The sequence below is a fragment of the Mycobacterium hainanense genome (genome assembly GCF_041890355.1).
GTDB lineage: Bacteria > Actinomycetota > Actinomycetes > Mycobacteriales > Mycobacteriaceae > Mycobacterium > Mycobacterium hainanense.
On the sequence record NZ_CP169059.1, the window covers coordinates 856572 to 868574 of the forward strand.

General features: G+C 67.9%; 12 protein-coding genes and 1 pseudogene. 9 read left to right on the top strand and 4 right to left on the bottom strand.

From position 1 onward, the window contains the following. The first annotated feature begins 12 nt into the window (after positions 1-12). The 7 genes from ACEL92_RS04095 to ACEL92_RS04125 all read left to right on the top strand — a co-directional run bounded on the left by ACEL92_RS04095 (position 13) and on the right by ACEL92_RS04125 (position 6999). Positions 13-705: a M15 family metallopeptidase gene (locus ACEL92_RS04095; protein WP_374024361.1), complete on the top strand. Its 693-nt coding sequence runs from the start codon at positions 13-15 to the stop codon at positions 703-705. A 55-nt stretch (positions 706-760) separates the two neighbouring features. After that, positions 761-1573: a methyltransferase domain-containing protein gene (locus ACEL92_RS04100; RefSeq protein WP_374024362.1), complete on the top strand. Its 813-nt coding sequence runs from the start codon at positions 761-763 to the stop codon at positions 1571-1573. A gap of 130 nt (positions 1574-1703) precedes the next feature. Further along, positions 1704-2945, top strand: coding sequence for an MFS transporter (locus tag ACEL92_RS04105; protein ID WP_374026071.1), 1242 nt, complete (start codon positions 1704-1706; stop codon positions 2943-2945). A gap of 73 nt (positions 2946-3018) precedes the next feature. Beyond that, the gene (locus ACEL92_RS04110; protein WP_374024363.1) at positions 3019-4596 is read left to right on the top strand and encodes a methylmalonyl-CoA mutase family protein; all 1578 of its coding nucleotides are present in this window, start codon (positions 3019-3021) and stop codon (positions 4594-4596) included. Next, complete coding sequence (locus ACEL92_RS04115) at positions 4596-5021, top strand: cobalamin B12-binding domain-containing protein (RefSeq protein WP_374024364.1); 426 nt, start codon at positions 4596-4598, stop codon at positions 5019-5021. Before ACEL92_RS04110 ends, ACEL92_RS04115 begins: the two co-directional genes overlap by 1 nt. After that, positions 5006-5962: an LLM class F420-dependent oxidoreductase gene (locus ACEL92_RS04120; protein WP_374024365.1), complete on the top strand. Its 957-nt coding sequence runs from the start codon at positions 5006-5008 to the stop codon at positions 5960-5962. The genes ACEL92_RS04115 and ACEL92_RS04120 overlap by 16 nt, the downstream gene beginning before the upstream one ends. Further along, positions 5959-6999 carry a CaiB/BaiF CoA transferase family protein gene (locus tag ACEL92_RS04125; protein WP_374024366.1) on the top strand — a complete coding sequence of 347 codons (1041 nt, stop codon included), beginning with the start codon at positions 5959-5961 and terminating at the stop codon, positions 6997-6999. The genes ACEL92_RS04120 and ACEL92_RS04125 overlap by 4 nt, the downstream gene beginning before the upstream one ends. Here the strand turns inward: ACEL92_RS04125 and ACEL92_RS04130 are convergent. Continuing rightward, positions 6985-7893, bottom strand: coding sequence for a LysR substrate-binding domain-containing protein (locus tag ACEL92_RS04130; protein WP_374024367.1), 909 nt, complete (start codon positions 7891-7893; stop codon positions 6985-6987). The two genes, ACEL92_RS04125 and ACEL92_RS04130, sit on opposite strands and share 15 nt — an antisense overlap. 164 nt (positions 7894-8057) lie before the next feature. Here ACEL92_RS04130 and ACEL92_RS04135 point away from each other — a divergent pair, with 164 nt between their 5' ends. Continuing rightward, positions 8058-8951, top strand: coding sequence for an SDR family oxidoreductase (locus tag ACEL92_RS04135; protein ID WP_374024368.1), 894 nt, complete (start codon positions 8058-8060; stop codon positions 8949-8951). Between the two features lie 44 nt (positions 8952-8995). After that, positions 8996-9852, top strand: a pseudogene (locus ACEL92_RS04140) (LLM class flavin-dependent oxidoreductase). A 97-nt stretch (positions 9853-9949) separates the two neighbouring features. On the opposite strand, the gene ACEL92_RS04145 reads toward ACEL92_RS04140, so the two are convergent. Genes ACEL92_RS04145 through ACEL92_RS04155 form a run of 3 tightly spaced genes read right to left on the bottom strand, consistent with a single transcriptional unit; the run spans position 9950 to position 11894 of the window. After that, positions 9950-11215, bottom strand: coding sequence for an amidohydrolase family protein (locus tag ACEL92_RS04145; protein WP_374024369.1), 1266 nt, complete (start codon positions 11213-11215; stop codon positions 9950-9952). Between the two features lie 5 nt (positions 11216-11220). Next, positions 11221-11535, bottom strand: coding sequence for a hypothetical protein (locus ACEL92_RS04150; RefSeq protein WP_374024370.1), 315 nt, complete (start codon positions 11533-11535; stop codon positions 11221-11223). A gap of 23 nt (positions 11536-11558) precedes the next feature. Next, positions 11559-11894 carry a 2Fe-2S iron-sulfur cluster-binding protein gene (locus ACEL92_RS04155; RefSeq protein WP_374024371.1) on the bottom strand — a complete coding sequence of 112 codons (336 nt, stop codon included), beginning with the start codon at positions 11892-11894 and terminating at the stop codon, positions 11559-11561. Positions 11895-12003: the final 109 nt, after the last annotated feature.

Sequence of the window (12003 nt, forward strand, 5' to 3'; positions counted from 1 at the left end):
GACAATGACCGGATGCGTCTTTTGCGCTCGAACCTCGCGCTCGCGGTCGCCGCGGGTCTGGTCGGTGCCGGGACCGCCCAGGCCAGTCCCGACGTACCGCCGGTAAGCGATGCGGCCCGGGCGGCCGGATTCGTCGACGTCCGCAGCGTGGTCCCCGACGCCGTCATCGACCTGCGCTACGCCACGACCAACAACTTCACGCACACGCAGCTGTATCCGGCCGACGCCCGATGCCTGGTGCACCAGTCGATGGCGTCCGGACTGGCGACGGCCGCGACGGCGCTACGGCCCCAGGGACACCTGCTGGTGTTCTGGGACTGTTATCGGCCCCACGAGGTGCAGGTCCAGATGTTCAACATCGTCCCCAACCCGGCGTGGGTCGCGCGCCCCGGGCAGTACGCGCACAGCCACGAGTCGGGGCGCTCGGTGGACGTGACGTTCACGACCGCACAGCAGCCGTGCGCATCCGGGCTGCACGCGGAGGGTCTTTGCCTGGCGGACATGGGCACCGACTTCGACGACTTCTCCCCGCGCGCAACTGCTTTCGCCACCGATGGCGTCAGCGCCGACGCCCAGGCGAACCGGGCCACGCTGCGCAACGCCATGCAGTACGGGGGGCTGGCGCCGTACTCCGGGGAGTGGTGGCACTTCAACGGCCAAGGCGCCGCGGTCGACCGGCCGATCCTGAACGTGCCCGTGGACTGATCTCATATAGTGAGAAGAATATTCCATCATATGGATTAGCGGGTACGCTCGGGGGATGACCGACGAGCGCGGAGTCACATACACGCACGGCCACCACGAGTCGGTGCTCCGCAGCCACCGGCGGCGCACCGCCGGGGACTCGGCCGCCTATTTGTTGCCCCACCTGAAGCCCGGGCTGGCCGTGCTGGACATCGGCTGCGGACCCGGGACGATCACCGCCGACCTCGCAGACCTCGTCGCGCCCGGGCCCGTCACGGCCGTCGACCAGGTGGCCGACGTGCTTGGCGTGGCCCGCGCCGAGATCGAGCGACGCGGCCTGTCGAACGTTTCGTTCGCGACCGCCGACGCGCACCGGCTCGAGTTTGCCGACGGCACATTCGACGTCGTGCACGCCCATCAGGTGCTGCAACATGTCGCCGATCCGGTGACGGCCCTGCGCGAGATGAGGCGGGTGTGCGCGCCCGGTGGCCTGGTGGCCGCGCGCGACGCCGACTACGCGGGGTTCATCTGGTTCCCGCAATTGCCCGGGCTGGACTTGTGGCGCGATCTCTACGAGCGGGCCGCTCGTGCGAACGGCGGCGAGCCGGACGCGGGCCGGCGCCTGTTGTCCTGGGCCCGGCAGGCGGGATTCGACGACGTCACGCCATCGGGAAGTATGTGGTGCTACGCGACGCCGTCAACGCGTGAGTGGTGGGGCGGGATGTGGGCCGACCGGATCCTGCACTCGCAAATCGCGAGCGACCTGCGGGAGCTGGGGCTGGCCACGACCGCGCAGCTCGAGGAAATCTCCGCGGCGTGGCGGGAATGGGCCGCGGCGCCGGACGGCTGGATCGCCATCCCGCACGGCGAGATCCTGTGCCGGGCGTAGCTCGTCGACTGCGGGTGACCGCAACGGTTTGTAGCATCGGCCGATGCGCAGCCAGCAGGGCGCTTCGGAGTCCGAAGGCCGCAATCCCGCCGGGCCGGTCGCGTCCCCGCGACGCATCGCCGCCGCCTGCATGGTGGGTACAGCCGTCGAGTTCTACGACTTCTACATCTACGGCACCGCCGCGGCCCTCACGTTCCCTGCGGTGTTCTTCCCCGGCCTGAGCCAGACCGTGGCCACCATCGCCTCGATGGGAACCTTCGCGGCCGCATTCGTGTCCCGCCCACTGGGCGGGTTGGTGTTCGGACACTTCGGCGACCGCCTGGGCCGCAAGGCCACCCTGGTGGCGACGTTGCTGATAATGGGCCTGTCGACCGTGGCGGTCGGATTGACTCCCGGCACCGCCACGATCGGCGTGGCCGCGCCGCTGATCGTGCTGACCCTGCGCGTGCTGCAGGGGTTCGCCGTCGGCGGTGAGTGGGCCGGGTCGGCGTTGCTGGGCGCCGAATACGCGCCCGCCGCCAAGCGCGGCCGGTACGGCATGTTCACCCCGTTGGGCGTTGGCGTCGCGCTGTTCCTGACCAGCCTGACCTTCTTGGTCGTGGACCTCACGATCGGGGAGGCGAGTTCGGCGTTCGCGCGGTGGGGATGGCGTGTGCCGTTCCTGCTGAGCGCGGTGCTCATCGTCATCGCCCCCTACGTCCGCCTCAACATCGACGAAACCCCGGTGTTCCGAACACAATTGGCGACCGGCGAGCGCTCCCGGGCGCCTATTGCCGAGGTCATCCGCCTGCAGCCCGGGCGCCTGGTGCTCGCGTCGGGCAGCTTCGTTGCCGTCTACACCTTCGTCTTCATGGCGGGCACCTACCTCACCAGCTACGCCCATAACCACGCCGGCCTCTCGCGCAACCCGATTCTGGCCGCCGGAATGCTGGGCGGAGCCGCATGGACCCTGGGTGTGGTCGCGTCGGGCATGCTCTGCGACCGACTGGGCCGCCGCCCATTGATGATCGGCGCGTGGGTGGTCGGGTTGCCGTGGTCGTTCGCGGTCATTCCGCTGATCGACACCCGCAACAGCGCCGTGTTCGCGGGAGTGATCGCCGGGATCTACGCCGTCGCGGGGATCGCGTATGCGCCCATGTCATCGTTCATCCCGGAGCTGTTCCCGACGCGGTATCGCTACACCGGAGCCGGGCTGTCCCTGAACCTGGCGGGGATCTTTGGCGGTGCCCTGCCGCCGATCGTCGCGGGACCGCTGCTGACGCATTACGGCCGCGGGGCAATCGGGCTCATGATGGCCGTTCTCGCCTTGCTCAGCCTCCTAAGTACGTACCTGCTGCCCGAAACGATGGGCGCATCGCTGGAGGATTGCTGACGCCCGACCACGTTTTACGAGGTCAGGTATGCGGTATTGGCATTCTCTTTTTTTGCAAGTACGTTATTCATCGATGGATAACGCGGCCCAGACACCATCCGGCATTCCACTTGCGCCGGTATACGGCCCGGGGGACATGACGGCGCCTCCTCCGGCACCGGGGGAGTTTCCCTTCACCCGGGGTAACTTCGCGTCCGGCTACCGGGGCAAGCTGTGGACCTTCCGCCAATACTCGGGGTTCGGCACCGCCGAGGAATCCAATCGCCGGTACCGCTACCTGTTAGAGCAGGGCGGGACCGGGTTGTCGGTGGCCCTCGACCTGCCCACCCAGTGCGGGTACGACTCCGACGACCCGGAGTTCGGCGAGGAGGTCGGCCGGGTCGGCGTCGCGGTCGACACGCTGGCCGATTTCGAGATCCTGTTCGACGGCATCCCGCTGGACAAGCTCAGCACCAGCATGACGATCAACGGAACGGCGGCGATCCTCCTGGCGTTCTACGTCGCCGCCGCCGAGAAAAAAGGGATACCGCGGGCGAAGCTCACCGGGACCATCCAGAACGACATCCTCAAGGAATACGCCTCGCGCGGGACCTGGATCTGGCCACCGGAGCCGTCGCTGCGGCTGATCGCCGACACCATCGAGTTCTGCGCGGCCGAGGTGCCGAGGTTCAATGCCATCTCGGTGGCCGGGGCGCACTTCCGCGACGCCGGGGCCAACGCGGTTCAGGAGATGGCGTTCACCCTCGCCGACGGCGTGACCTACTGCGACACCGTGGTCGAGCGCGGCCGGATGACGATCGACCAGTTCGCGCCGCAGATCTCGTTCTTCTTCTACACCCACGGCGATTTCTTCGAGGAAATCGCCAAATACCGTGCGGGACGACGCCGTTGGGCCACCATCGTCAAGGAGCGCTACGGCGCGACGACGGATAAGGCGGCGATGTTCCGCTTCGGCTGCGTCTGCGGGGGCGCCTCGCTGTACGCGCCTCAGGCCCACAACAACATCGTCCGGGTCGCCTACGAGGCGATGGCCGCCGTGCTGGGCGGCGTCCAGTCGATGTTCACCGCGGCCTGGGACGAGCCGTTCGCGCTCCCCACCGAGGAGACCACGACACTGGCGCTGCGCACCCAGCAGATCCTCGCGCACGAAACCGGCGTGGCCAGCGTCGCCGACCCGCTGGGCGGCTCCTACTTCGTGGAGGCGCTGACCGACGCCACCGAGGCGCGCATCATCGAGATCATGTCCGACCTCGAGCGGCACGGCGGCATGGTCCACGCCATCGAGGACGGCTATCTGCAGGGCCTGATCGCCGACGAGGCATTCAAGGTCCACCAGGACATCGAATCCGGCGCCCGCCCGGTCGTCGGCGTGAACCGGTTCGTGACCGAGGAGCCGGAACACGACGTCGTCACCTATGAGCTCGACGCCGAAGGGCGCGATCTGCAGCTCAAACGGCTGTCCAAGGTGAAGGCCGAAAGGGATTCTGCCGCAGTCAAAGCCAGTCTGGCGGCGCTGTCTCGCGCCGCCGAAGGGGACGACAATCTGATGCACAAGTTGATCGACTGCGCCAACGCGTATTGCACGGTCGGGGAAATGGTCTCCGCGCTCAAGGCGGTGTGGGGCGAGTTCCAGCAACCGGTGGTGTTCTAGTGGCCCCCCGGATCCTGGTCGCCAAGCCGGGCCTGGACGGACACGACCGGGGCGCCAAGATCGTCGCCCGCACCCTGCGCGACGCCGGTTTCGAGGTGATCTACACCGGCATCCGGCAGCGCATCGAGGACATCGCCTCGATCGCCGTCCAGGAGGACGTGGCGGTCGTGGGCTTGAGCATCCTGTCCGGCGCTCACCTCGCACTCACCGCCCGCACCGTCGAGGCGTTGCGCGCGGCCGACGCCGCGGACATCGCCGTCGTGGTCGGCGGAACCATTCCGCACGCCGACGTGCCCAAGCTGCTAGCCACCGGCGCCGCCGCGGTTTTCCCCACCGGCACACCGCTCGACGTGCTCGTGCGCGAGATCCGCAAGCTGACCGGAATCCCCGAACCCGTTGTGGAGGAACCGTGCGCGTCGGAGTGATGATCGGCGCCGAGCGTGGCGACATGGCCCGCAAGGTGCACAAGCTGGTCTCTGATATCGAGTGGGCCGAATCCGCGGGCCTGGATACCGCGTGGATGCCACAGGTTCCCGACGACTTCGACTGCCTGACCATGGTGTCGCTGATGGCCGCGCACAGCTCACGCATCGAGCTCGGCACGGCGGTGGTGCCGCTGCAAGCCCAGCATCCGATCGCCCTTGCGCGCCAAGCCCTCTCGACACACGCCGTGGCCGACGGGCGGCTGGCGCTGGGGGTCGGGCCGTCGCACCATTGGATCATTCGCGACATGCTCGGCTTGCCGTACGAGAAACCGGCCGCCTACACCCGCGACTACCTGCAGGTGCTCAACGCCGCCATCGCCGGGCCGGGACCGGTTGACGTCGACAACGATTCATTCACGGTGCACAATCCGTTGGCGATCGGCGCCGACACCCCGATGCCGGTTCTGGTCGCCGCGCTGGGGCCGGTGATGCTGCAATTGGCCGGTGAACTCGCCGACGGCACCGTGTTGTGGATGGCCGACGAGCGGGCGATCGGCGACCACATCGCGCCGAAGATCACCAAGGCCGCCGCGGGTGCCGGGCGCCCCGCGCCCCGGATCGTCGCCGGCATCCCGGTATGCCTCTGTGAGCCGGGGCGAGTCGAGGAGGCCAGGGAGCGGGCCAACCGCATCCTGGGAGAGGCCGAGGTGTCGCCCAACTACCAGCGCCTGCTGGAACGCGGCGACGCGCGTGACGTCGGTGACCTGTGCGCCGCCGGTGACGAGCAGGCGATCCTGACCCGGATGCGCCGCTTCGCCGACGCCGGCGTGACCGACCTGTCGGTGCGGCTGCTGCCCATCGGCGACAACCGTGACGAGCTGGTCGCCTCCAAGCGCCGCACCCGCGAGATGATCGCGGCGCTCGCAACGGAATTGCGTTGACCGCGAAGAATAATGGTCCGCTGGCGGGCATACGTATCCTCGAGGTCGGCACCATGCTGGCGGGACCGTACGCAACCATGCTGCTGGCCGATCTGGGCGCCGAGGTCACCAAGATCGAGCCGCGCGGCGGCGAGATCTCCCGCAGTGTCGGGGCCAGCTACTTCGCCAGTCTCAACCGCAACAAGTCGAGCGTCTGTCTCGACCTGAACTCCGAGCCCGGACAGCAACGGCTCGGTGAACTGGTGGCCGCATCCCATGCGCTGCTGGTGAACTTGAAGCCGTCGGCGATCCGCCGCCTGGGATTGACCTATGAGAGTTTGCGACGGCACAACGAGCGGATCGTGTGCGTCGCGATCACCGGATTCGGCCTCTACGGGGGCGACGATCCGGCCTTCGACTACGTCGTACAGGCGGGCGTCGGCACCGCCGCCCTGACCGGCGACCCGGACGGGCCGCCGACGCTTCCCGGTTACTCGTCGGCCGACAACTCCACCGGGATGACCGCCGCGCTGGGGCTGTTGGCCAAGATCATCTCCGGAACCGGAGGGCAAGTCGACGTATCGCTGCGCGACGTGATGCTGTCACAGCTGAACTATCACGCGTCCGCCTACCTCAACGACGGTGTCGAGCCGCAGCGGCGCCCGTACGGCGCTCACTCGTATTACGTTCCAGCGCAGCTCTTTCCGACCGCCGAGGGATACCTGGCGCTCTTTATCACGCACGACGGCTTCTGGAAGTCGTTCGCCACCGAGGCGGGCATCGGCGGGTTCGAGACGATGGCCGAACGGGTGTCCCGCCGCGACGAGGTGCTGGCCGTGGTCACGGCGATGCTGGCGACCGACACGGCCGCCGGGTGGGAACGCCGGCTGCGTCCGCTCGGGGTGCCGGCGGCCGCCGTCCGATCGCTACCCGAAGCGCTCGAAGCGACACCCGAGATCATCGTCGCCGCCGGCGATTTCCGGCTCGTCGGTAGCCCGATCCACGTCTCGGGCTACGACCCTGACTACCACCCGCCGCCCGAGCTACCCGAGGTCTAGCGGCCCCCTCAGGTGCGCCTCGGCGAGCTTGCGGAAGGCCGCCACCAACCGACTGCGGTCACCGGCGCGCGTCGCCAACACCACGTGACAGGGCTCGACGCCTTGCAACGGGACGGTGGTGATGTCGGGACGCAGGGCGTTGCCATGGAACCCGGCAGTGATGGCCACCGCCTGCCCGGAGGCGATGACTTCGAACTTGTCCTCGAGCGCGTCGATGAACGGTCCATCGGGCGCGCGGCGACCGTCGGGCCGGGGATCGATGCGCCAGAAGGCACTCCACGCCGGATCGGAGTCACGGATCCGGGGCATCGGTTCGTCGGCGATGTCGTCCAGCGTGACGAGATCGCGGCCCGCGAGGCGATGGTCGACCGACATCGCCAGCACCCGAGGCTCGTCGTAGAGGATGGTCACGTGCAGGCCGTCGGTCGGGAACGGTAGCCGGGTCACCACCGCGTCCACCCGATGTCCGAGCAAGGCGTCCAGAGCCTGGCCCCAATGCAGGTGCGTGACTTGCACGTCGGCGTCCGGGTGTTCGCGGCGCATCTCGCGCACCGCGGGGGTGACGATCATCCCGGTCGTGTATCCGATCGCGATCCGGCTGGGCTGGGCGGCGGCCCGGGCCTGGGCCGCGGCTTGCGTGGCCGAACGCAGCAGGGCCTTGGCCCGCGGCAGGAAGACCTCCCCCGCCTCGGTCAGCCGGGTGCCTTGCGGCGTGCGATCCAGCAGGCGAGCGCCCAGTTGTTGCTCGAGCCGGCGGATCTGCCGGCTCAACGAGGGCTGCGCTACCCGCAGCGCGGTCGCCGCGCGGCCGAAGTGCCGGTGCTCGGCCACCACGACGAAGTACCCCACCAGCCGCAGATCGAGGTCGATCACGGGCAATGCCGAATCGGTCATGCGGGAAGTGTAACCGCGGACGCGAACAGCTCGGCTCACCAAATGCGGGATGACATGCGGTGATATCGATTCAGTATCACGCCATGTGAAACGGGTCTTGGACAGCCGGTCCGGCGCGGTCGTTGACTGGAAGTCGCGAATACCGCTGAGCGAAAGGGAATTCCATGCATGTCTTTGTCACGGGCGCGAGCGGACACATCGGCTCGGCCGTCGTCGACGAGCTGGCGCGGGCGGGGCATCAGGTCACCGGCCTGGCCCGCTCCGACGAGTCGGCCGCCGCGCTGGCGGCGAAGGGCGTGAGTGTGCACCGAGGCGACCTTGACGACCTCGACGGGTTGCAGTCCGCCGCCGCCGCGTCCGATGGTGTCATCCACCTGGCCTTCAAACACGATTTCGACAACTTCGTGGCCGCGGCCGAGTCGGATTTGCGGGCCGTCGAGGCCATCGGGGAGGCGCTCGTCGGCTCCGGTCGGCCCTTCGTCAGCACGTCGGGGACCCTCCTGCTCTCGCTGTTGGGCCAGGGCGGACTGGCAACCGAGCACGACGTGCTGCCCGGCGGGCCGAGGGTCGACTCGGAGAACGCCGTCATCGCGTTGGCCGAGTGCGGGGTGCGATCGTCGGTCATCCGGTTGTCCCCGTTGGTGCACAGCAACCTGGATCACCACGGTTTCATGTCGCATCTGATCGGCACCGCCCGCTCGACAGGCGTCTCCGCCTACCTCGGCGACGGCGCGAACCGCTGGCCCGCGGTGCACACGCTGGATGCGGCGCGCCTGTACCGGCTGGCGCTCGAAAAGGCCGCGCCGGGAACACGTTTGCACGGCGTCGCCGACGAGGGCGTGCCGTTCCGGGACATCGCCGCCGTCATCGGCCGCCACCTGGACGTCCCAGTACGCGGCATTCCTCTTCAGGAGGCCGGCCATTTCGGCTTCTTGGCGCTGTTCGCGGCGTTGGACAATCCGACGTCGAACGCGCTGACCAAGAAGGAACTCGACTGGAACCCCGAACGGGCAGGCCTGCTCGAGGACCTCGACGCCGGCCATTACTTCGGCGAGTGAACGGCACCGTGGCCGGCACCGCGGTTGAAGCGGCCCGGGAGGCGCTGGGGCGGGTGGGCGTATGCCTGCCCGTCTCCTTCACAGCTCCACCGCCGATCCACCTGCAACGTGAGGCGGTCGTGCGGCTGGAAAGGCCGGATACCGCGCCGTATGGACCAACGAGGTCATCGGCAAAGACGCCCTGGTCCAGCTCGCCATGCTGCTCGGCGACAGCGAGCAAGTGGTGCTCGGTACCTGCGTCGCCAACATCTGGGCCCGCCCGGCGCAAACCATGCATGCCGCGGCGGCCCAACTGGCGCAGGCATATCCGGGCAGGATCGTCCTTGGCCTCGGTGTCGGTTACCCGGAGCAGGCGGCCAGTGTCGGTCGGGAATTCGGCAGCCCGCTGGCGACGATGCGCGACTACCTGGACCTGATGGACGGCCCGACCTGGCCGCCGGCGTCCGACGCGGCGTACCCCCGAATAGTCGCCGCCAATGGGCCGAAAATGCTTGCGCTGGCGCGCGATCTGGCCGACGGCGCGTTTCCGGCCGGGCTGCCACCGGAGTTCACCGCCCAGGCACGACTACTTCTGGGGCCGGACAAGCTCCTGGTCGTCGGACTCTCGGTGGTCCGCGACATCCAGGTGGCGCGCGAGTCGGTGTCCACTCGGCTCGCCGTTGGGTCGTACGCGGACCGGCTGGCGGAGCTGGGGTACTCGGCCGGCGAGATCGCCGAGGTGAGCGACCGGCTCGTCAGCGCGGTTGTGGCGCATGGTGATTCGGAGAAGATCGCGGCCAAGGTGGCCGAACACCTGGCCGCGGGGGCGGACCATGTCACGCTGCTGCCGCCGATCGGCGGTGAGTTCGCCGCGAGCGTCGGGCAATTAGAAGAGTTGGGCCCCGCGCTGGCCGAACTCTAGCCACGAGGGGTCACCAGTGGCCGCCGCCGCGCGAGTGTGGAGCTAGCCGCACGTTCGGGGCCGAGTGTGAAGTCAGCCGCACATTCGGGTGCCCCTGCTACTGCAGCTTGGCGAGTTGCCTCTCCTGATAGAGCCGCGCCCATTCGGCGCGTGACCGGATCGACACGTCAACGTCATTGGCCTTGGCGCGCAAGGCTTTCACGGTAGCCCGCTCGCGCGGTGTTCGGGCGAACGGATCCCAGCTGAAGAACCGGCACGCGTTGCCCCAGGTGATCTTGTTGATGTCGGAGTCGTCTGCGCCGGCGGCGTCAAGCTCGGCCAGCACCCGCTCGGGGGCGTCCGGCCAGAAGCAGTCCGAGTGCGGGTAGTCGCATTCCCAGGCGATGATGTCGATGCCGATTTCGTGGCGCAACTTCAGCGAGGTCTTGTCGGTGACGTAACACGCGAGCGAATGCTCGCGGAAGACGTCGCTGGGCAGCTTGTCGCCGAAGTCGCGGCGCAACCACTTCTGGTTGGTGTAATGCCGGTCGCTGCGATCGAGATAGAAGGGGATCCACCCGATTCCGCCTTCGGAGAACGCGAACTTCAAATCGGGGTAATCGCGCATGGCGGGACCCCACAGCAGGTCCTGAGCGCACATCGCCGAAACCTGGGTGGCCAGGATGATCAGGTTGTCAATGGGCGCGTTGGGGGCCATGCTGATCGCCCCGAACCCGGTGCCGATGTGCAGGCACATCACCACGTTCTGCTCGGACAGTGTGCGGAAGACCGGTCCCCAGTAGTCGTCGTCGTGGTAGCTCGGAAGCCCTTCCAGATGCGGCAATTCCGGCATCGTGACCGCCCGGCAGCCCTTGGCCGCGACCCGGCGGATCTCGGCGCACATGCCCTCGGGGGTCCAGGTGGGCAGGATGGCGATCGGGATGAACCGGTCGGGGTAGGAGCCTGCCCACTCGTCGATGTGCCAGTCGTTGTAGGCCGACACCATTACCAGCGTGACGTCCTCGCGCGTCATGTTGAGGTGCCGCGCGGAGAAACCGGTGAAGGTGGGGAAGCACATCGAGGCCAGGATGCCGTTGCGGTTCATGTCCCGCACGCGTTCGTGGACGTCGTAGACGCCCGGGCGCATTTCGGCGAAACCGGCGGGGTCGCGGCCCCATTCCTCGGCCGGCCACGACACCACCGCGTTGAGCCCGCTGACGCCCTGCGGGCGGCCCTGGTACATCCACTGGTCGACGCCGTTGTCGTCGACCACAACGATCGGGGCCTCGGCCTTGTATTTGGCCGGCACGTGGCGCAGGAACATGTCCGGCGGCTCGACCACATGGTCGTCGATACTCACCAGGATCAGGTCGTCGACGTTCATCAGGCTCAGCGGCTCCGCTCGCTGGTCGTCTCGAGCAATCGAGGGATGGGCGCGGGATCCAACAGCAACGCATCGGACATGTTCAGCTGCCCGGCGTTGGCCATCATGTTGTCGAAGACAGCCTGCAGATCGTCGCCTTCGAGTTCGTAGATGGCGACATAGGGACCCTGGCCGTCGATCGGGCGCAGCCGGCGTGCCGCGACGATTCCGTCGAGCCTCAGCAGTTGGGGTATGTGCACCTCGTCGTACCAGGTGTTGTATTCCTGTTCGCGCTCAGGCGCACTGGGCCGGCTTTCCACGTACATGATTCCCTTGGCCATCGTCGCCACCTCTCATCGGGCCGCTACTCGTAGCGCACCGTGACCGAATCCGTGTCCGGCACACCCTGGCACGTCAAAATGTAGCCCTCGGCGACCTCGTCATCGTCGAGAGCGTCGTTGACCCGCATGGTCGCGTGGCCCTCTTCCAACTTGGCCATGCATGTGCCGCAGTTACCCGCCTCGCAACTGAACGGCGGATCCAGGCCGGCTCGCCGCGCGCTCTGCAACAGCGTCTCGCCGGGGACCAGCGGCACCGAGACCTTCTTGCGGTCCATGTGGATGGTCACCGTGCCCGCGCCGGAGCCGTTTGACGGATTTGTCACCCGTGGGGTCTCCTCGATGCTTCGGGTGACTGTCACCTCGACCGCCCCCTCCCGTACTTGCATTCTTCACTATAGAGAATACTATTCTCACAGAGCGATAGGATCTTCTCAAGCTTGTGGGGATGTCAGGCCCGGCCTGTCAGGG